This window comes from Thermoanaerobacterium sp. PSU-2 (genome assembly GCF_002102475.1).
GTDB lineage: Bacteria > Bacillota > Thermoanaerobacteria > Thermoanaerobacterales > Thermoanaerobacteraceae > Thermoanaerobacterium.
The window spans coordinates 25335-46665 of record NZ_MSQD01000006.1; the positions used below are offsets into that span (position 1 = coordinate 25335).

The 21331-nt window shown below is 33.4% G+C and carries 18 protein-coding genes, 1 tRNA gene and 1 other RNA gene; 2 read left to right on the plus strand and 18 right to left on the minus strand.

Annotated elements, in window-relative coordinates; genetic code table 11:
* Positions 1–3 precede the first annotated feature (3 nt).
* Both BVF91_RS06115 and BVF91_RS06120 read right to left on the minus strand, forming a co-directional pair.
* Positions 4–1188 (minus strand): biotin/lipoyl attachment domain-containing protein, encoded by a 1185-nt coding sequence (locus BVF91_RS06115; RefSeq protein ID WP_085112584.1) that lies wholly within the window; start codon positions 1186–1188, stop codon positions 4–6.
* An 83-nt stretch (positions 1189–1271) separates the two neighbouring features.
* Entirely contained in the window at positions 1272–2198 is a 927-nt protein-coding gene (locus BVF91_RS06120; RefSeq protein WP_085112585.1) for a Gfo/Idh/MocA family protein, read from the minus strand.
* A 297-nt stretch (positions 2199–2495) separates the two neighbouring features.
* On the opposite strand from BVF91_RS06120, the gene BVF91_RS06125 reads away from it, so the two are divergent.
* On the plus strand, positions 2496–4598 hold the full coding sequence (locus BVF91_RS06125) for a glutamine synthetase III family protein (protein ID WP_085112586.1): 2103 nt from the start codon (positions 2496–2498) through the stop codon (positions 4596–4598).
* 114 nt (positions 4599–4712) lie between these two features.
* Here the strand turns inward: BVF91_RS06125 and BVF91_RS06130 are convergent.
* The 8 genes from BVF91_RS06130 to BVF91_RS06170 form a co-directional block, all read right to left on the minus strand.
* A tRNA-Ala gene (locus tag BVF91_RS06130) sits at positions 4713–4785 on the minus strand.
* 9 nt (positions 4786–4794) lie between these two features.
* Positions 4795–5144, minus strand: a transfer-messenger RNA (tmRNA) gene (gene ssrA / locus BVF91_RS06135).
* Positions 5145–5149: 5 nt separating this feature from the next.
* On the minus strand, positions 5150–5617 hold the full coding sequence (gene smpB, locus BVF91_RS06140) for an SsrA-binding protein SmpB (RefSeq protein WP_085112587.1): 468 nt from the start codon (positions 5615–5617) through the stop codon (positions 5150–5152).
* 87 nt (positions 5618–5704) lie between these two features.
* Positions 5705–7852, minus strand: coding sequence for a ribonuclease R (gene rnr, locus BVF91_RS06145; RefSeq protein ID WP_085112588.1), 2148 nt, complete (start codon positions 7850–7852; stop codon positions 5705–5707).
* A 640-nt stretch (positions 7853–8492) separates the two neighbouring features.
* Positions 8493–9017: a hypothetical protein gene (locus BVF91_RS06155; RefSeq protein ID WP_085112590.1), complete on the minus strand. Its 525-nt coding sequence runs from the start codon at positions 9015–9017 to the stop codon at positions 8493–8495.
* On the minus strand, positions 9014–10183 hold the full coding sequence (locus tag BVF91_RS06160; RefSeq protein WP_085112591.1) for a M48 family metalloprotease: 1170 nt from the start codon (positions 10181–10183) through the stop codon (positions 9014–9016). Before BVF91_RS06160 ends, BVF91_RS06155 begins: the two co-directional genes overlap by 4 nt.
* 48 nt (positions 10184–10231) lie before the next feature.
* Positions 10232–10900, minus strand: coding sequence for a hypothetical protein (locus tag BVF91_RS06165; protein ID WP_085112592.1), 669 nt, complete (start codon positions 10898–10900; stop codon positions 10232–10234).
* Positions 10901–11085: 185 nt separating this feature from the next.
* Positions 11086–11904 (minus strand): helix-turn-helix domain-containing protein, encoded by an 819-nt coding sequence (locus BVF91_RS06170; RefSeq protein ID WP_085112593.1) that lies wholly within the window; start codon positions 11902–11904, stop codon positions 11086–11088.
* 273 nt (positions 11905–12177) lie between these two features.
* On the opposite strand from BVF91_RS06170, the gene BVF91_RS06175 reads away from it, so the two are divergent.
* Positions 12178–12615 (plus strand): hypothetical protein, encoded by a 438-nt coding sequence (locus BVF91_RS06175; protein ID WP_085112594.1) that lies wholly within the window; start codon positions 12178–12180, stop codon positions 12613–12615.
* A 52-nt stretch (positions 12616–12667) separates the two neighbouring features.
* Here BVF91_RS06175 and ppdK read toward each other — a convergent pair whose 3' ends face one another.
* The 8 genes from ppdK to BVF91_RS06215 all read right to left on the minus strand — a co-directional run bounded on the left by ppdK (position 12668) and on the right by BVF91_RS06215 (position 21326).
* Positions 12668–15298: a pyruvate, phosphate dikinase gene (ppdK, locus tag BVF91_RS06180; RefSeq protein WP_085112595.1), complete on the minus strand. Its 2631-nt coding sequence runs from the start codon at positions 15296–15298 to the stop codon at positions 12668–12670.
* Positions 15299–16114 carry a pyruvate, water dikinase regulatory protein gene (locus tag BVF91_RS06185; protein ID WP_013788262.1) on the minus strand — a complete coding sequence of 272 codons (816 nt, stop codon included), beginning with the start codon at positions 16112–16114 and terminating at the stop codon, positions 15299–15301.
* 199 nt (positions 16115–16313) lie between these two features.
* Positions 16314–17702 carry a glycine--tRNA ligase gene (locus BVF91_RS06190; protein WP_085112596.1) on the minus strand — a complete coding sequence of 463 codons (1389 nt, stop codon included), beginning with the start codon at positions 17700–17702 and terminating at the stop codon, positions 16314–16316.
* A gap of 130 nt (positions 17703–17832) precedes the next feature.
* Positions 17833–18234 carry a DUF4342 domain-containing protein gene (locus BVF91_RS06195; protein ID WP_085112597.1) on the minus strand — a complete coding sequence of 134 codons (402 nt, stop codon included), beginning with the start codon at positions 18232–18234 and terminating at the stop codon, positions 17833–17835.
* A gap of 12 nt (positions 18235–18246) precedes the next feature.
* Positions 18247–18993 carry a DNA repair protein RecO gene (gene recO, locus BVF91_RS06200; RefSeq protein WP_085112598.1) on the minus strand — a complete coding sequence of 249 codons (747 nt, stop codon included), beginning with the start codon at positions 18991–18993 and terminating at the stop codon, positions 18247–18249.
* A gap of 22 nt (positions 18994–19015) precedes the next feature.
* Entirely contained in the window at positions 19016–19669 is a 654-nt protein-coding gene (deoC, locus tag BVF91_RS06205; protein ID WP_085112599.1) for a deoxyribose-phosphate aldolase, read from the minus strand.
* Positions 19670–19709: 40 nt separating this feature from the next.
* Positions 19710–20609 (minus strand): GTPase Era, encoded by a 900-nt coding sequence (gene era, locus BVF91_RS06210; RefSeq protein ID WP_085112600.1) that lies wholly within the window; start codon positions 20607–20609, stop codon positions 19710–19712.
* 18 nt (positions 20610–20627) lie between these two features.
* A complete protein-coding gene (locus BVF91_RS06215; RefSeq protein WP_085112601.1) occupies positions 20628–21326 on the minus strand; it encodes a diacylglycerol kinase in 699 nt (232 codons plus the stop codon).
* Between the last annotated feature and the right edge of the window lie 5 nt (positions 21327–21331).

Here is a 21331-nt window from a genome sequence, read left to right on the forward strand (position 1 = left end):
CTCTTACTTCTTTAAATAGTCTTTACCATATACTAATATTTCGTCATACATTTTTAAATTTCCATCTGGACTTTCTACAACGGCACTTTCTGAATTTTGCACTTTTACGTCGACTTCTTCAAAGACAGGAATGCCGTTATTTAATTTATAAACACCATATTTTCCATCAACTTTTACGATAGCCGTATTTGGCACAATAAAACCTTCATAGTTATTTACTGTTATATCGACTTTAACTTTCCTTCTTTTAAAAAAATCATTATAAACATCATTCATCTTTATCACTGCACCAAATAAATTGTCGGATATCGAATATATTTTCATTATGTGTCCGTCTAAAAACTGACTATCGTTGTTATCTATTTCTACTTTTACATTGTTTCCTTCTTTTAATTTTTGGCTCTGACTTTTGTCCAATACAGACAATACATACCAATCGTAATTGTCCATTAATTTTAATATCGGTTCACCTTGCTTTACTTCACCTTTTACCTCTGCTGGCTCTTTTTGTACTGCATTTATATCATTTAATGTGATGTTAAACAATTTGTTTACATTAAACACATCTTCATACCCATCAAAATAATCGCTTACGACTCCAGCTTCAGGCGAATATACCTTGTACAAGCCATTAGAAACAATGCTTTCTAATTGTTTTTTTTGACTATAAAGATCATCTAAATTTCTAATCGACGAAGGACCATTTTTGATTATCTGCTCTTTTTTGCTGGTCAAATCATCTATTTTTTTGCTTAAACTGCTTAAAACGCTCTTGTCTTTTGCCTGCTGATATTCTTTATTTAATTCATCTATCTGAGCGTTTATGTTTTCTATGTCTTTAGCATAGATACCCAAACTTTTATCATCCTTAATGCTCTGAATCTTTTCATCTATAGAATTTAGCTCATTCAATTTCGACTTATCAAAGTTTGGCGATACGACTTCAGCTATTTCCTTGCCTTTTGGCACTCTTGTCCCATTTTTTACTAAAATGTTAACTTCTCCATTAATCGGAGAATTTATGACCATTGCATCAACCACTATGTAACCGTAAGTATCTATTGATTCAGATAAGTTGCCTTGTTTAAGTGGTATTGTCTTATCTTTTCCACTTATAGTATTTACTGCAACTTTTCCTATGTAAAGTATGACTACAATTGCTATGATGATATTCAATATTCTCTTCATAAAACCACCTAAGATAATATTCTATAAAAAATCAATTTTTCCTCCTTTAAATTCACTCTTTTGCACTTATTTTATAAACTTTTTTATTTTATCTCTTTCACAATATCTTCAACTAATTGATGCGTCTTTAAAGAAAGCTTTATTTCATCGTCATTTATTTCTTTAGAATTTATAGAACATAAAAAATTATTTACTGCACTTTCAAAACCTCTTATGTATGATACGCTGTCCCAAGAATGATGGCTATAAATAGATGCGGTTTCCCCATCAAACGTCTGCAATTTTTCGAGATTTTCAACTATTACACTTTTTCCATAACCATGCAACTCCAGCACTTCTTCATCTATGCCGCTATTTCTATACATTACACCAATTGCAACTTTATCACACGAAGTAATTTCAATATCTATATATTTTAAGCTATTATTTTCCTTTATGGCTTTTACATGCGAAATATTTAGGCTTTCAACATCGCCAATTTGATGACACAGTGTATCAACCACATGTATAAAGTCATCATAAAGGGTGAATTTGATATCACCCCCAACACCGCCGTTTCTATTTTTCTTCATTATGTACAACTCAGGTTTCCCATCTCCATAATGCTCTGATGCCTTAATATAAAATGGTGCATATCTTCTATTAAAGCCAACAGTTAAAACAAGTGAATTGTTAAGTGCAATATTATAAAGTTTTTCAGTCTTTTTATAATCATCTGTCAAGGGTTTGTCTACATAAACATGGATATTATTTACAAGAAGTTTTTTCACAATCTCATAATGGCTATCAGTAGAAGTATGTACAAAAGCACAATCAGGCTTTAAAGCAATTGCTTCATCTATCGAAGTATATGTGCTAACTTTATAATTCTCCTTATACTTTAAAAGCTTTTTTTCATCTCTACCCACAATGCCAACTATTTCGAGCATATCTAAGTTAAATATGAATGGCAAATATGCCTTTTTGAATATATTGCCCGGTCCTACGATTATAGCTTTCAAATTCTTCATAACCTCACCTCTATAATTCATTTGCTTATTTTAGAAAATTTGTAAACATCGACATCTTTATGCATATTATATAACAAGTCAGGCATATAACCAAGAAAAGTACATGACTTTTAAAAAATGAAGTACTTGCATTTGCATGAAATTTGTGATAATATTTAATTAATTATTTGTGAGAAAAATTAATAGTTAAAAATGAGACAAGGGCGTTTCATTAATATAGTTTGTGTGTATTAATGGCGTCCTTGTTTTGTTTATATTTTCCATTATTACCAAAAAATAAATGAAAGGGGATTTTTTATGTCAGAAAATTCTTTGAAAAATATTTTTGGCGCCAATGTATTTAATGACGCAGTGATGAGAGAGCGTCTGCCAAAGCAAACATACAATGCTTTAAGAAAGACAATCGACGAAGGTTTGCCGCTTGACCCAAAAGTTGCAGACGTAGTAGCAAACGCGATGAAAGACTGGGCTATCGAAAAAGGAGCGACGCATTTTACACATTGGTTTCAACCATTGACAGGTATTACTGCAGAAAAACACGAATCTTTTATTTCTCCTACACCAGACGGTAAAGTCATCACAGAATTTTCAGGCAAAGAACTTATAAAAGGTGAGCCTGATGCATCGTCATTCCCTTCAGGTGGATTAAGGGCTACATTCGAAGCAAGAGGCTATACTGCATGGGATTGTACATCTCCTGCATTTGTCAAAGATAATGTCCTATACATCCCAACCGCATTTTGCTCATACACTGGCGAAGCACTAGACTTAAAGACACCTTTATTGCGCTCTATGGAAGCATTATCAAAAGAAGCATTAAGAGTTCTTAAGTTATTTGGAAATAACACTTCAAAAAGAGTCATAACAACTGTTGGTCCAGAGCAAGAGTATTTTTTGATAGACAAAAAATTGTATGAAAAACGCAAAGACTTAATATTAACAGGCAGAACATTATTTGGCGCAAAACCACCAAAAGGCCAAGAAATGGAAGACCATTATTTCGGCACCATCAGGGAAAGAGTTTTCGAATTTATGAAAGAACTTGATGAAGAGCTTTGGAAGTTAGGCATATCAGCTAAAACCGAGCACAACGAAGTCGCACCTGCTCAACATGAATTAGCGCCAATCTTCAATACGACAAACATAGCAACGGATCACAATCAGTTAACAATGGATATAATGAAAAAAGTGGCTTTGAGAAATGATTTAGTATGTTTATTGCACGAAAAACCATTCGCCGGTGTCAACGGATCTGGAAAGCACAACAACTGGTCTATGAGCACAGATGACGGTTTAAATTTATTAGATCCTGGAAAAACTCCACATGAAAATGCACAATTTTTGGTTTTCCTGTGTGCAGTTATCAAGGCAATCGATGAATACGCTGATTTATTAAGAGTATCATGTGCAACACCTGGAAATGACCACAGGCTTGGTGCAAATGAAGCTCCACCGGCAATAATCTCGATTTTCTTAGGCGATCAATTAACAGATATTTTAGAACAAATAGGCGAAACTGGTGGTGCTACAAACTCAAAGCAAGGTGGAGAATTAAAAATCGGCGTAACGACGCTTCCTACGCTTCACAAAGATTCCACCGACAGAAACAGAACATCCCCATTCGCATTTACCGGAAACAAATTCGAGTTTAGAATGGTAGGTTCTTCATCATCAGTAGCAACTGCAAACTACATCTTAAATACGATTGTAGCAGAAGTTTTATCAGAAATTGCAGATAGACTTGAAAAAGCTGATAATTTTGATGAAGAAGTTCAAAAAATATTAAAAGAGATCGTAATAAATCATAAAAGAGTAATCTTCAACGGAAATGGGTATTCAGAAGAATGGGTAAAAGAAGCTGAAAAGAGAGGACTTCCAAATATAGCTTCAACCGTCGATGCTATTCCTGCCCTTTTGAAAGATAAAAATGTGAAGGTCATGGAAAAACACGGCGTATTAAGCAAGGTAGAAATGGAATCTCGCTATGAAATAATGCTTGAAAACTACTCAAAGACTATAAACATAGAAGCGTTGACAATGCTTGATATGGCTAAAAAGCAGATTCTTCCGGCAGTCTTAAAATTCATTAAAAATGTTGCAGACTCTATAAACGCAGTCAAAGAAACTGGTTTAGACGCTTCAGTTGACGCACAAGCCGATTTATTGAAGGAAGTTTCTTCATTGACAGCCGAATTTAAGAAGAGAATCGATAATCTCGAAAGCGCCGTAAATAATGCATCAAATATTGAAGGAGATTCTTTTGCTGTAGCTAAATATTACAGAGATGAAGTATTCGCAAAAATGGGAGAGCTTAGAGAAATAGGCGACAAACTAGAAACATTAGTTGATGCTGATATTTGGCCACTTCCAACATACGCCGATATGCTTTTCTACGTATAATCATATATAAAAAACTATTGGGGGTAACCTCAATAGTTTTTTTAATGTTATCCATATTTAAATTACAGATCAATTAATATAATAAAAAGCCTCGGTTCTCAAGGCTTTTTTTAATGGAGATAAGGGGATTCGAACCCCTGGCCTCTACAATGCCATTGTAGCGCTCTCCCAACTGAGCTATATCCCCGAATATGTATGGTGGAGGTGCGGGGAGTCGAACCCCGGTCCGAAGGTGTCACAGTAAAAGCTTCTCCGAGCGCAGTCACTGTTTTGACATTCCCTCTGCAGCTCTCCCAGTGACAGGATAACTGCTTTGGTAGCTTCATAAAATCCGATTTATCTCAAAGCTTTGATAAATCAGTTCCCCACTAAATCGACGCCCAATCCTTTGATGTGGGAATCAAAGGTTGAACGGCTGCTTGTAATTAAGCAGCGTAAGCTAAATTATCGTTTGCGTTTATATTTAAGTCCACCGTTTTACGAGCAGATGGAACCTCGGCTCGCTACTTTTACCTCAACTACCCCCGTCGAAACCAGTACACCCCCGTATATCATATATGCTGACTTTCTTTAAAATGCCTTTCTATCTCTCTCTTAGCATCTCTTCTTGCCATATCTTCTCTTTTATCGTACAATTTTTTGCCTCTGGCAACTGCTAATTCCACCTTTACAAGCCCATGTTTAAGATAAACCCTTAAAGGAACCAATGTATAGCCTTTTTGAGTGACATAGCCAGTCAATTTATTAATCTCTCTTCTATTAAGAAGCAATTTCCTCGTTCTAAGCGGATCTTTGTTAAAAATATTGCCTTTTTCATATGGGCTTATATGCATATTGTATAAGAAAACCTCATTGTTTTCTATACGAGCAAAACTGTCATTCAAATTTACTTTGCCCATGCGTACAGATTTGACTTCTGTACCAAAAAGCACAATGCCTGCTTCATAAACTTCATCTATAAAGTAGTCGTGACTGGCTTTTTTGTTTTGTGCAAGCACCTTTATATTTTTACTACTCATAAGAAAAACACCTTTTCTGTAAAATACATTGTTCCCTCACAGCACATGGGTCTGCGCTTAATTATTATAGCACATTAAATTCACATGTCAAGCACCTTCAACATCGCGGATTTCATCTGGTGTAGCCAAGACAAAATCTATTTCCCTCCTGTCCACGTTAGCACCTACTACCTTTACGTACACAACATCACCTATAGAAAACTTTCTATTCGTTCTTTCGCCTATTAACGTATATGTTTCATCATCATAATGGTAATAGTCATCATCAAGAGTGTCAATATCGACTAATCCTTCTACTGTGTTATCTAACTCTACAAAGAAGCCATAATTTGTCACGTTGGCGATTATAGCTTTATATATATTCCCAATTCTTTCTTTCATGTATTCTACTTTCTTCAAATCTTCAATCTCTTTTTCCGCCGAATCAGCCGCTCTTTCCCTCTCTGAAGCTTTTAATGAAATGTCATTTAATATTTTGTTATAATGTTCCTGCCGCTTCTCATTCAATTTACCATGAATATTCTCTTTGATAATCCTATGGATTATAAGGTCAGGATATCTCCTTATAGGCGATGTAAAGTGTGTATAATACTGCGTCGCCAAAGCATAATGTCCTAAATCCTCTGGGCTATATCTGGCCCTCTTTAAAGACCTTAGTAGAAGCGTCTCAACAACTCTTTGTTCATTTTTGCCTCTCACTTGCTTTATAAGCTCTTGCAATGCTTTTGGATGTATTTCATCTCCTCCAATGCCCTTTATGTGATAACCTAAATTATGTATGAATTTATTAAATGCCATCAGTTTCTCCATGTCCGGATGCTCATGAACCCTGTACACAAAAGGCACGTTGATCCAATGCATGTGCTCAGCAACTGTCTCATTTGCAACAAGCATAAATTCCTCAATAATCCTATGTGCTATATTTCTTTCGACTTTTACAATATCAATTGGTTTTCCCTTTTCATCTACAATTATTTTCGCTTCTTCAAAATCAAAGTCTACACTACCGCGCCTTTTCCTTCTTTCTAACAAAATCTTTGCCAAATCTCTCATATTATTAAAATCTTCTATTAAATCTTTATATCGCTCTTTTAATTTTTCATCATTTTCTTCTAAGATTTTGTACACATTTGTATAAGTCATTCTTTCTTTGCTTCGTATTATGCTTTCAAATATATCGTGATCTACAACATTACCATTTTTGTCTATCTTCATCTTTACCGTAAGTGTCAATCTGTCCTCAGATGGATTGAGACTGCATATACCGTTTGACAATCTGTGTGGCAACATTGGTATGACTCTATCTATAAAGTACACACTGCAACCTCTATTTAAAGCTTCCTTATCAAGCTCAGAACCTTCTTTGACGTAATGACTGACGTCTGCAATGCTGACATAAAGTATATAGTCACCACTATCAAGCTTCTCTACTGCCACAGCATCATCAAGGTCTTTTGCATCTTCACCATCTATCGTTACAATATTTAAGTGACGCAAATCTATCCTTCCTGTTATTTCTTCACTTGATATTTTCTCTTGTATGTTTTCTGATTCTTTTATGACTTTCTTTGGAAATTCTTCAGGTATGTTGTATGAACGAATCACTGACAATACATCTACTCCAGGATCGTTTTTCCTACCTAAAATTTCAATTATTTTTCCTTCAGGACTTCTCCGCTTTTCCGGCCACTTAGTTATTTTAACTACCACCTTCATGCCATCTTCGGCATTCATGGTGTCAGCCTTTGAAATAAATACATCTTGCGTAATGCTTCTATCATCGGGAACTACAAAACCAAAATTGCGGCTTTTCTCAAAAGTGCCTACAATGGTAGAATTAGCCCTCTTGAGTATTTTTACAACTTCTCCTTCCCACTTCTTCCCTTCAACTTTCTTTGTAACCCGAACAAGAACTGTATCATTCTGCATTGCACTGTTTAAATTATCTTTCGAAATAAATATATCCTTAATGCTTTCATTTTCAGGTATCAAAAAAGCAAACCCTCTTGATGTGGCATCTATTTTGCCTTTTATTATATCCAATCTTTCTGACAAAGCGTACTTTTCATTTTTTGTCTTATATATTGTCCCATCTTTTTCTAAATCCTTTAATAGCTCCTCAACAATGCCCTTTTGACTGTAATCCACGTCAAGCATTTTTAAAATATTTTCAATCCTTGAAGGTTTGTAATTTTCGTCATTAAAAAGCTCTAACAATTTATCTTTAAAATTCATACCGATTCCTCTCAATCTATTAAATTAAGTCTAACATATTAATAATAACCAAATTCTTTACATAGTTAATTTTCCATTTATCTATTATAATTATAACATCTACCATGAGAAATATTGAAGAAAAAACTATAAAATAATTTTCATTTTTCAAATATGAATTAAAGGTATAATTAATGCTAATCCAGACAATATCATTGAATCTAATAACGAATCAATAATATTAGAATCTGTATACTTCCAATAACTGTAGAAAAGTGTAATTGGAAGCAGTATTGCATTCATCCAAATATATGTATTAGAGAATATACTCCATGGGATATTTAACACAATTAAATTAAATAATGACATTATAGCCCATACCAACGTTAGTGGCACAAATGCTAATAAAATAATTGCAACACTAGAAATCAATAAATTATTACGTTTTTGTTTTACTCTAATTAATCTTATTATTACTAACATTGGATATAAGTAAACGAATTTAAAAAAGTATACTATACTAAGCATGATGAATCCACTTTCGAAAAATGCTTTGCTATTACCTGTAAAAGATTTAGATTGGCCTAATACTGTTACAGCTATTGATATAAAGATAAAAATTACTAGTAAAAAAATTTGTTTAAATGAAGAATGTATCTTTTTACTTGATAAAAGCCATGATTTCATTTTGTTCTATCACTCCCCCAATTACAATTAATGCTATGCCTATTAAAAATGAAGCAATTTGATATTTACTGTATTTTCTATAAACAAGATAATTCAAACCAATATACATTGAGAAAAGTACAACAAATGTAATACCGATTGACTCTGGTATAACAAAAAAACATTTAGCAACTGAATTAATTTTAATTGTTTCTATCCATAAAGACCACCAATTAAATAGATACAAGATAGTGAAAAGACCGCCACTAATAAGCCCTAGTATCCCAACCAGTAAAGATAAAGAAAGATTATGAATTATTATTTTTATCCATAAATTTTTCAATTCAGGTTTTTCAAAAATCCCCATTCGATTTAATATATCTAAAATGCCACTACTAATTTCATCATTTGGTCTAACTCTTAATCCGCTAATTATTCCCATTAAAATTGGTATTAAAGTAATAATTAATGGGATCATATTAAAGTATCTACTTTTTTTAATAATTTTTATCGCTTTCATTTTTGTTTTAACCTCTCTATTAATTTAATAGCTTGAGTCCTATATCTATATTTATGTCTTTCCGGCAGCATAATATCTCCATATGCTAACTCTTGCAAGGCTTTTATTGCATTATCAATGCCTATTTTTCTGATAGCAAACTCGTCTGCTCGTTCTTCACAAATTTGCCTTATTTTTATGAAAATTAAAAATATCAAACTTATACTAGATGCTGTTATAAGCATTATTAACCATAAGGTATAACGTAGCTTACTTATGAAGTGCAAATATTCAATTCCAACTGTAACAAAAAAAGCTAACCACGGAAATATTATCGGTGAAAGTAAATCCATAATATTATTATATTTCGCACGAATATGTCCTTCTTCATGCGCAACTACGTATTTTAAAACTGTATTGTTTTCAGAAATTATAGGATTTATATATATTCTCCCTTTGTATGCTAATCCAAGCGGGCAGTTTTGTAAAAAAGGCATTATTGGACACTCATAAATTTCAAAGTCATAAAGGGAATTTTTAATTTTTTTACTAAAACTTATTGCAGGTAAAGCTCTATACCACCATGGCGATAATGAATAAGGTGAAAAATAAAATGATAAAATCTCAATACCGAAAATCAATATTATATTACATGAAAATTTTTTAGAAATACCTATAATTTCTACTATTTTAGAAATGTAACTATTTAATTTAATAAAGAAAAATGGTGAAGTAATTATAATTGCTAATGCAATCAAAATCACAATTATTGTTTTAACAAAATCAATCTTTTTTATAGGTTCAACATTGTCAATTCTCAAATAACTATAATTAGGACATAGCTTTACTTTTATACGATCTGACAATACTACTATGTTTCTTTCTACCTCTTTAACTTTTATCCCTTGAAGAAGAAAAAGCAGTAAATGAAACAAACTCAAGAAAAAATAATATTCTTTCCCTCGGTTATTCTTAGTATTATCATTAAAAATAAATTTTGGTTTCCCTGAAATAATTAAATTAACAAAAAAAGAACATAAAATAAATAGAATATCAAGTGATACATAGTTATGTATCACTCCATTGCCTAACGGGATTATCAATACATTAATGCTAAGTGCCGATAAATAAATGGATACAAGGGCAGCGCGCATTACCCACGCTGCCACTTCTGCTAAAAGAATCAATTAAAATCCTCCTTATCGCAAAAACATTATATATCTTTAATTAGCAAACTATAAAACAATACCAACAGCTGCAGCTCCTGTAATAATACCTGCTAGCTCTGGCGCTGTGACTATGGCATCTACAACTGCCCAAAATCCATAGAATGAATATAAATATTTTAAGTCATCCCAATTTTTAACTATATAATTAGTTACTTCCTGAACATATGAACCAATAGCACCTCCTAATACGTTCCCAACAATATCTCTTACATTAGGTAGTTTACCAGTTTCAAAATAATACGCTAACGCATCCGGTTCTTGTTGATTATTTTCTATTTTTAAAGAATTCTTATTAAACAAGTAATCCGCAAGTGGATTAATTTTGCTTGTCACATGAAATGTCTTCAAACTTTCCTCATCTGTTATTGTTATGTCATATTGATTATTCGAAATTGGAGTTACTTTAATAGCCACAGTAGATGTTTTGCCTTTTGAATCTTTAAAGTTAACCACGCCGTCGAAAGAACTCTTCCTTGTCACAGTCAATACATTAAGTCCATTTCTAGTGATATTCAATGTCTTTGTATCATTTGAAACAGACATTGAAATTTTATCTTTTCCTTGAACATTTAACGTTTGTGCGCTTGCTGATATTATACCTCCTAACAGTACTAGCATAGCAAGAAGTAACGCTACAGTCTTTTTTGCAAAAACTCTTCTGTATAATTTTAGCATTCATCATTACCTCCTGTGTTTATTATTAAACATCCAACGGCCGTTTTCTGTTCATTTACTATTATAAACATTTGTACAAGCTTGAAAAGTTACCAAATTCGTCGATTTTTTAGTCAATATTTGTCGAACACGGTCGAAAGCATGAGCAGTTATTTTCATAAAATATTTCAGTATTTAAAATATTTTTATAACAACCTACCTCTAGTATCTATTATACCGGCATCTATAGCATTTAAGACTAATGTAATATCATTTTTTGCCTTAAATTTAAATTTTAATTTATTAATATGCCGTCTTAACGTTGTTTCTGAAATATTCATTTCATACATTATTTCTTTTCTATCCATACCACATGCTAAAAATGACAATATTGATTTTTCTGTTAAACTTAGTCTCTTATCTATAGCATTACATTTTCCATATCTATACATAATCATTTCTTCTATGTACATTGCAATATTCTTAAGCATAATACCTTGCTCCTTAATACTTGAAATATTAATACATGAGATATCAAGATATGCAATTATTTCTCCATTTAAACTATCAAATATTGGTATGGCTGTACAATACCAGTTCCTGAATAAATCGCAATAATGATCCTTACCACATAATTCAGCTTGTCTTTTGTGTTTCATAACAAGATTAACTGCATTTACACCACAGTCTTCAATTCTTAAACTATTACCTTCTGAAAAATGCAATTCATTAAAGTAATCAATTAATTGATCATCATATATAAGCTTAATTATATAACCATTTTTATTACACAAAATAAAGAAATATCCATTTGCAATAAGAAAATTGTATCTAGTACTTTTTCTAATAAGATTATCAAGTAAAGATATTAAATAACTATTTTCCTTTTTAGATCTTATCAATTCTTCTTCATCAATCTTCATATTAAATGATTTTTTATCTGGTTTGATATTCATAAGCAATGATTCCCCATATGCGAAAATTAATTCATTACTTCCTCTTTTTATTATAGTTTCATTGTCCATAAATACCTCACTCCATAAACTTATAGTTATTTATCTATAAAAATACAAAAAATCATTCAAAAAGTTAAAGGAATAAATTAATAAATTGTAATAAAATAGATAAAAATCAAAATCCAACGAAATATTTGATTTTATATATGATAATAATGTAAAATTAAGTAAGGATCAGTAGTAGCTTATTATTAGACTTGATAGAATTTTAAGGAGGGTATTATTATAAAAAGGAAACGCAAAATACTGTTATTATTTATTCTAATAATCTGTTGTTTTATATTGGTTTTTTTAAGGCAAATACAAGCAATTTCTATAGTTATTTATGAAGGACATACAGTTAAAATTACCTCTTTGCATTTTAATAATATTGGTAGACCATTAACTGTAGTAAATGCTATTGACAGCAAAGGGAATAAAAATATTTATTTTATAAATCAAATTCATTTTTTAAATCCACATTTAGAATATATTGTTAACTCAAAAGATGGTATTTCAAGAGAAGATGCAATATCAATTGTAAATAATAATAAGTTATGCGATGAGATTTGGAAAATAGAGTTGAAACACGAGACAACAGAAAATCCCAGAAAAGAATTAGTTTATTGGGAGATATTAACAAATAAATACAGCTCATATCCGATGATTTTTATTGATTTTTACACAGGGAAATATAAAGTTATAGATAAAAATGGCAAGATAATTAAAAGCAATATGTAAAAGGCTGCTGATATTATGTCAGCAGCCTAAAATTTTATAATATATATATTTTTTATTTTTCATCCTTTATTGCAGCTTGTGCAGCAGCAAGTCTTGCGATTGGAACCCTAAATGGTGAGCAAGATACATAATCAAGTCCTACTTTATGGCAGAACTCAATTGACGATGGATCTCCGCCATGCTCGCCACATATTCCTACATTTAATTCAGGTCTCGTCTGTCTGCCAAGTTTTGTACCCATTTCAACAAGCTTGCCTACGCCAGTCTGATCAAGTTTTGCAAATGGATCAAAGTCGTAAATCTTCTTGTCATAGTATGATTCTAAGAACTTACCAGCATCATCTCTTGAGAATGCAAATGTAAGCTGTGTCAAATCATTTGTACCAAATGAGAAGAATTCTGCTTCTTTCGCAATCTCATCTGCTGTAAGGGCAGCTCTTGGAACCTCAATCATTGTTCCAACTAAGTACTTAATGTTGGAATTCTTTTCTTTTAATACCTCTTCAGCCGTTTTTACGATTATGTCTTTTACATATTTCATTTCTTTTACATCGCCAATAAGAGGTATCATTATCTGTGGTTCAATACTAATACCCAGCTTATTTGATACATTTATTGCTGCTTCAATTATAGCCCTTGTCTGCATTTCAGCTATTTCAGGATACTTGACAGCAAGCCTGCATCCTCTAAATCCAAGCATTGGGTTAAATTCTTTGAGGCTTTCTACAGTCGCTTTTAGATCCTCAAATGTCATTCCCATTTCATCAGCCAATGCTTTTATATCTTCATCTTCGTGTGGTAAGAATTCATGTAATGGTGGATCGAGAAGACGTATTGTAACAGGATGCTCGCCCATTGTCTCAAACAATCCTTCAAAGTCTGACCTTTGCATAGGCAGAAGTTTATTTAGAGCAGTCCTTCTTTGTTCTTCTGTCTTTGATACTATCATTTCCCTCATGGCAGGTATTCTGTCTTCAGCAAAGAACATATGCTCTGTTCTGCAAAGACCTATTCCTTCAGCACCAAACTCTACAGCAACTTTCGCATCCCTTGGTATATCAGCATTTGCTTTTACTTTTAACTTTCTGTATTTGTCTGCCCAGCTCATCAATGTGGCAAAATTACCTGTCAAAGATGGTGGAACAGTCTTTATTTCTCCCAAATATACATTGCCAGTGCTTCCATCAATTGATATGTAGTCACCTTCTTTAACTACAATATCGCCGATCTTCATTATTTTCTGATTTTCGTCAATCAATGCAGCACTACATCCAGCAACACAGCATGTACCCATTCCTCTAGCGACAACAGCAGCATGTGATGTCATACCACCACGGCCAGTCAAAATACCTTGTGCAACAACCATACCTTCTATATCTTCAGAAGATGTTTCCATTCTCACAAGTACCACTTTTTCGCCTCTACCCTTTGCAGCTTCAACTGCATCATCTGCTGTAAAGTAAACTTTTCCTGCGGCTGCACCTGGTGATGCCGGTAAACCTTTTGCAATAGGTTTTGCTGCTTTTAATGCATCTGCATCAAACATTGGGTGCAATAATTGGTCAAGCTGTTTTGGATCAACCCTTAACACTGCCTCTTTTTCATCTATTAAGCCTTCATTTACTAAATCTATTGCAACTTTTAATGCCGCTTGAGCAGTTCTCTTACCATTTCTCGTCTGAAGCATGTAAAGCTTTGATCTTTCTATAGTAAACTCGATATCCTGCATATCCCTGTAGTGATTTTCCAGTTTATTTGCAATTTCTGTAAATTGATTGTACACTTCAGGCATTATGTCTTTTAATGTTGATATTGGCTGTGGTGTCCTTATACCTGCAACGACATCTTCACCCTGAGCATTCATCAAGAATTCGCCAAATAGAGCTTTTTCACCTGTTGCAGGATTTCTCGTAAATGCCACACCTGTACCAGAATCATTGCCCATATTGCCAAATACCATTGTCTGAACATTTACAGCAGTACCCCAATCACTTGGTATATCATTTAACCTTCTGTAAACAATAGCTCTTGGATTATCCCATGATCTAAATACGGCTTTGACAGCTTCTAAGAGCTGAATCTTTGGATCTTGTGGGAAATCAACGCCCATCTCTTTCTTGTACAGTTCTTTGTATCTCTTTACGACTTCTTTTAAGTTTTCTGCAGTCAAATCTGTATCGTATTTTGCACCGTTTTCTTCTTTGACAGCGTCCAATATTGCTTCGAATTTATTCTTTTCAATCCCCATAACGACATCTGAAAACATCTGAATGAATCTTCTATAGCTGTCGTATGCAAATCTCTCGTTGTTAGTAGCTTCAGCAAGTCCTACAACAGTATCATCGTTTAACCCAAGATTTAAAATTGTATCCATCATTCCAGGCATTGAAACTCTTGCACCTGAACGCACTGAAACCAATAACGGATTTTTCTTATCTCCAAACTTTTTGTTGTTTATTTCCTCTAAAATAGCCATATTTTTGTAGATTTCTTCTACTATTTCATCAGATATTTTTTTACCATCTTCATAATATTTTGTGCAAGCTTCTGTTGTAACAGTGAAGCCTTGCGGAACGGGTAAGCCCAGATTTGTCATTTCAGCAAGGTTTGCCCCTTTTCCGCCCAGTAAATTTCTCATGGACGCATTTCCTTCGCTAAACAAATATACATATTTCTTAGCCATTTATAGTCCTCCTTTATTGATTTTATTTAATATTATGCTTGCTGTTTCCTCGACAGCTTTATTCGTTACATCAATCACTGTACAATCTAACCGTTCCATCACCTCCTTAGCGTAGTTAAGCTCTTTTATGATTCTATCTTTAGCAGCATAAACTGCCTTAGAATCCAAACCCAATGACTTAAGCCTTTCTTTTCGTATTTCTACCAAGTTATCAATATTTATCATAAGACCAAATATTTTGTTGTGATCTATCTCAAACAACTCTTTTGGCGGATCCACCTCAGGCACCAATGGAAAATTTGCAGCTTTAATATACTTATGTGCAAGATACATACATAGTGGTGTCTTTGATGTCCTTGAAACACCTAATATCACTACGTCGGCTAACAATAGACCATTCACATCTTTTCCATCATCATGTTTTACTGCAAACTCAATTGCATCCATCTTTCTGAAGTAGTCTTCATCAAGTTTGCGCTTATGGAAAAACAATTCTGTAGGTGCAATGCCAGTAGTACCTTCTATAGCATCCATAATAGGCCCCATCACATCAACGATGCGCAAATCATACTGCCTCGCCTTATTTAGAAGGTATCGTTTTAATTCATCGACTACCATCGTATGTATTATAAGGCTGTTCTTATTATTAGAAGCATCTATTATTATCTCATCTATCTGATTTTTATCACCAACATAAGGAAACTTTTTGATTTGACTTATATTGGTGCCAAATCTGGATGCAGCTATGGCTGCTACATGCTCCGCCGTATCAATGCTTGAATCAGACACAAGGTAAATGGCAACATTCTCATCCACAATAAATTTAGCCTCCTATAAATAGCTGATACTAAAACAGTCATGCGGGACAGTTTTACTCCCATTATGACAATACCTTTCATATTAACGTTTTCTGACTATATACAACAACATTTTATCATTTAAGTCAATTACAATAATGTCCAATTAATATTATAGCATAAAATATAAAAAAAACCAGGCACTCGCCTGATTTTTTTTATATTTTTAATTTAGATTCCAAATACGGCTTTACTTCATTTATCTTAATCCTTATTTGCTGCATCGTATCTCTATCCCTTATTGTCACCGATTCATCATTTAATGAATCAAAGTCATACGTTATGCAGAATGGTGTCCCTATTTCATCCTGTCTTCTATATCTTTTGCCAATACTTCCTGTCTCATCGTAATCAACCACAAAATCTTTTCTTAGTTCATCGTACAATTTATAAGCATTTTCGCCCAGCTTTTTAGACAAAGGAAGAACTGCCGCCTTTATCGGTGACAATGCAGGATGCAATTTTAAAACGACTCTTGTGTCATTTTCTTCTACCACTTCTTCATTGTAAGCATCTATCAAAAATGCCAAAGCTACTCTGTCAGCCCCTACAGATGGTTCAATACAGTATGGTATGTACTTTTCATTTGTAACAGGGTCAAAATATGTTAAATCTGCTCCTGAATGCTCCATATGACTTCTAAGATCGAAATCAGTCCTGTCAGCTATTCCCCATAACTCTCCCCATCCAAATGGAAATCTGTATTCTATGTCTGTAGTAGCGTTGCTGTAATGCGAAAGCTCTTCCTTACTGTGATCCCTAAATCTTAAATTTTCTTTTCTCAAGCCTAAATTTAAAAGCCAATTCATACAGAATTCTTTCCAATAATTAAACCACTCTAAGTCTTCACCAGGTTTGCAGAAAAATTCCAATTCCATCTGTTCAAATTCTCTCGTCCTAAAAGTAAAATTTCCAGGCGTAATCTCATTTCTAAATGATTTACCAATTTGACCTATCCCAAATGGTATCTTCTTTCTTGACGTTCTAAGGACATTTTTAAAGTTGACAAATATACCTTGTGCAGTTTCAGGTCTTAAGTATATTTCTGACTTCGAATCCTCTGTAACACCTTGAAACGTCTTAAACATCAAATTAAATTTTCTAATATCTGTAAAATTATGAGCACCGCAAACTGGGCACGGCACGTTGTTGTCATCTATAAACTGCTTTAATCTTTCATTTGTCCAACCATCTACATTTGTTTCTTCTCCATGTTCTTTTAAATAATCTTCCACAAGCTTATCAGCACGAAATCTAGATTTGCACTCTTTGCAGTCCATCAATGGATCGCTAAATCCACCAACATGTCCAGATGCCACCCATGTTTCAGGATTCATCAGTATTGCAGAGTCTATCCCTACATTGTACTGACTTTCCTGTATAAATTTCCTCCACCAAGCTCTTTTTACATTGTTTTTAAATTCAACACCAAGCGGACCGTAGTCCCATGTGTTTGCCAAACCTCCATAGATCTCAGATCCAGGAAATATAAAGCCACGATTTTTTGCAAGAGACACTATCTTATCCATAGTTACATCAAAAGCCATCAACAAACACTCCTTTTTATGTATAAACAAAACCCTTTTTCCTCCTCGGCAAAAAGGGCTAAATTCAATTTATTTTAGAATATCAAATAGTTTTAAATATGTCAATATCGCTTAATGAAAGCATTGGACTTTATTCTCTTTCTTCTTTTAATACAGTTATCTCTTTATTTGGTCTTTCTATCTCAACAGTACAGTTTGTGAAAAATGCCAATGCAGCACCTATGACAGTAAGTTGAGGAACTATGATGGCTGATATGGCTCCAGCAGTGACAGGAACCTCAAGTATCACATTATCGTCTTTTTTTATTCTTATTTTTGTGACGTTGCCTTTTTTAACAATCTCTTTTATCTTGTCAATTACTTCAGAACCTGCAACCGATATGCTCTCTGTCCAATTCTTTTTGTTTTCTTCAATGTATATAAGAGCATCTACCACATCACCATTGCACTTTTCTAAGGCTTCCTTCGCTTCCTTGTAGCTTACACCTGTTCTGGCCACGATCTGATCGATCTTTTCAAGCTCATTATCCACTTCTATCACCTCCTACATATTTTTTAATTTGTCTAAAAAATATTTTGACTGAAAATTTTTGTCAAAGTGAACACTCATATAATCAGTAACTATTTTATCTAGTTCTACTAATACATCTTTTTGTATTCTAAGTTTTATAACATTGCCAAAACCATTGCTGAGCAAATACCTTAACGTATTTAGTGTTTCTCTTTTTATGTAGAATATGTCATCAACACTGCTTTTACAATCCCTGCACAATACACCACCTTTTAATGGCGAAAAATACATAATGTTATCATCTCTGCCACAGGATAAACAGTGGTGCACTTCAGGCATATATCCCATAAATGTGACAAACTTCAAGCAAAAAGTGATTGAAAGCAAATCGCAATCGACAAGATCTCTTTCCAGCAGAAGCATGGAATATTTTAATAGATTGTATATGTTTGTGTTCTTTTCATTTTCTTCCAGCAGCTTATAAACGATATCTGCAAAATACGATGCGTAAGAAAGCTTCAAAATATCATCATCTATTTTTAAAAAAGAATGGATTAACTCCCATTGGTCAATATAATAGTAATTTTGCCCTTCAAACAAAACATAATATCCTATTGAAAAAGGATGTGAGGAACCCAAAAATCTGCTTTTCGAGTTCCTTGCACCTTTTGCTATTGCATCTATCTTACCATTTGATTTCGTAAAAAGTGTAACGACTTTGTCTGATTCGCCTATTAGCCTGCTTTTTAAGACTATAGACTCTGTTTTTATAAATTTCATGATAATTTACCCTTTGTTGATTTTACCATCCTTTTACGATTTGAATTCCAGAGCTTGTACCAATCCTGTTAGCACCTGCTTTTACAATTTCTTTAGCAAAATCTGCAGTTCTTATGCCACCTGATGCTTTAACACCAAAATTTTCGCCAACAGTTTTTCTCATCAATTCAACATCATGTACAGTTGCGCCACCACTGCCAAATCCAGTTGATGTTTTAACAAAATCTGCCCCTGCATCAACTGTAATTTCACAGGCTTTTACTTTTTCTTCATCAGTAAGATAACATGTCTCTAAGATAACTTTAACTGTAATTTCTCCAAAAGATTTAGCTGCCTTTGTCACAGCTTCTATGTCCTTTTTCACATAATCGTAGTCGCCAGATTTCAGTTTGCCTATGTTTAAGACCATATCTATTTCATTTGCCCCATTTGATATGGCTTCTTTTGCTTCAAACACCTTGGTTTCAGTCGTATTAGCGCCAAGAGGAAAACCGATAACTGTACATACCTTTACATCACTGTTTTTTAAAACATCAGCTACAAGTTTTACATGGCATGGATTTACACACACAGACGCAAAACCATATTCCTTAGCTTCATCAGCCAATTTTTTAATATCAGAATCAGTTGCATCCGGTTTTAATAAAGTATGATCTATCATCTTTGCAATTTCCACAATATCTCCACCTTTCTTAAGTATACTTTAACACTACCAATCAATTTTTGTCAATTACATAGCCAAAATTCCTTAAAATGCTGACATTATCTCTCCAGCCTTTTCTCACTTTTACCCACAGATCCAAATATATTTTTTGGCCAAATAAACTTTCCAACTCTATTCTGGCACTACTTCCTATCCTTCTTAACATCTGTCCGTTTTTCCCTATGATAATAGCCTTGTGAGACTCTTTTTCGCAGTATATAAACGCTTCTATGTCCAATATGTCTTTATCTTCTCTTGCTTTCATCGAGTCAACTTCCACGTATACACCGTGTGGTACCTCATCCTCAAGGTAATTTAATATTTTTTCTCTTATTATTTCTGATACGAGAAACTTCTCAGGCCTATCTGTTATGTAATCGCTGGGAAAGTATTGCGGTCCTTCTGGTATATACGATACTATTGTGTGTTTTAAAAGATCAATATTCATATTTTTCAAAGCAGATATTGGCAATATATCTTTAAAATTATACAGTTGCTTAAATATCTGTATTGACATATCTACAGTTTCATGGGGAACGGTGTCTATTTTATTTATGACCAAAATCACTGGTGTTTCAATGTTTATAAGGTGATCAATGATATATTTATCGCCTGGTCCTACTTCAACATCTGGCTCCACCATGTAGATTATTAAATCCACTTCTGCCAAAGTTTTTTTTACGGATTCAATCATGAATTCGCTTAATTTGTGCTTCGGCTTGTGTATACCAGGTGTATCAATAAAAATCACTTGATAGTCTTCGCCTGTCAAAATACCTTGAATAGTATTTCTGGTGGTTTGCGGCTTGTCTGAAGTTATAGCCACCTTTTCGTTTAGCAATGCGTTTAATAGAGTAGATTTACCAACGTTAGTTCTTCCAATCAATGCAGCAAATCCCGATTTAAATGCCATATCATCACCTCAAAAATTTTATTTAAAAATTTGAAAAAACAATACTGTTATAAGTATTCCAATGATACTACCTACTATTACCTGAAAAGCAGAATGTATTTTACCTTCAACTCTGCTTTGTGCCACTAAAAAAGCCATAATAAAGCTTATGGTTGATAAAAGTATATTTTTAGATATAAATGTTGATGCTGTTGCAAGGCAAAACGCTATTGCACTGTGCCCACTTGGCAAGCCACCTCTTAATGGCGTCCCTTTTCCAAAATAGGCTTTTAAGATTATGGTCAATATCATTACTACTATAAGTGCAATGAATGTGACATGGGCTGGAGAGCTTTTTATCCTTGTAAGCAAAATATTAACCCACGGATTAAGCCGATGGAAAAATAGCAAATATGCGACAAATACAGCGTTTAAAGCAGATATCAACACAGCACCAGCAGCCACATCTTTGGCTATTTTAGCTAAAGCATGATATTCATCAGTTATTAAATCGACTATAGTCTCTATAGCCGTATTTATCATTTCAGCGATCAAGACAAGAGATATTGTGACTATTATGGCTATCATCTCAAGTTTGCTAAAATTGTAAAACAAACTTAAAACTAATACAAAAAGGGCCGCCACAAAGTGTATTTTCATGTTTTTTTCTGTCTTAAATGCGTATATGATTCCTTCTATAGCATAGTTAAAACTATCTATCAATTTTCTTATCTTCAAAAATG

Coding starts and splice junctions, on each gene's coding strand:
- BVF91_RS06165 (WP_085112592.1), bottom strand. CDS start 10,900: ATGCTAAAATTATACAGAAGAGTTTTTGCAAAAAAGACTGTAGCGTTA.
- BVF91_RS06125 (WP_085112586.1), top strand. CDS start 2,496: ATGTCAGAAAATTCTTTGAAAAATATTTTTGGCGCCAATGTATTTAAT.
- BVF91_RS06170 (WP_085112593.1), bottom strand. CDS start 11,904: ATGGACAATGAAACTATAATAAAAAGAGGAAGTAATGAATTAATTTTC.
- BVF91_RS06120 (WP_085112585.1), bottom strand. CDS start 2,198: ATGAAGAATTTGAAAGCTATAATCGTAGGACCGGGCAATATATTCAAA.
- era (WP_085112600.1), bottom strand. CDS start 20,609: ATGGCATTTAAATCGGGATTTGCTGCATTGATTGGAAGAACTAACGTT.
- BVF91_RS06155 (WP_085112590.1), bottom strand. CDS start 9,017: ATGAAAGCGATAAAAATTATTAAAAAAAGTAGATACTTTAATATGATC.
- smpB (WP_085112587.1), bottom strand. CDS start 5,617: ATGAGTAGTAAAAATATAAAGGTGCTTGCACAAAACAAAAAAGCCAGT.
- BVF91_RS06115 (WP_085112584.1), bottom strand. CDS start 1,188: ATGAAGAGAATATTGAATATCATCATAGCAATTGTAGTCATACTTTAC.
- BVF91_RS06190 (WP_085112596.1), bottom strand. CDS start 17,702: ATGGCTTTTGATGTAACTATGGATAAGATAGTGTCTCTTGCAAAAAAT.
- recO (WP_085112598.1), bottom strand. CDS start 18,993: ATGAAATTTATAAAAACAGAGTCTATAGTCTTAAAAAGCAGGCTAATA.
- rnr (WP_085112588.1), bottom strand. CDS start 7,852: ATGAATTTTAAAGATAAATTGTTAGAGCTTTTTAATGACGAAAATTAC.
- ppdK (WP_085112595.1), bottom strand. CDS start 15,298: ATGGCTAAGAAATATGTATATTTGTTTAGCGAAGGAAATGCGTCCATG.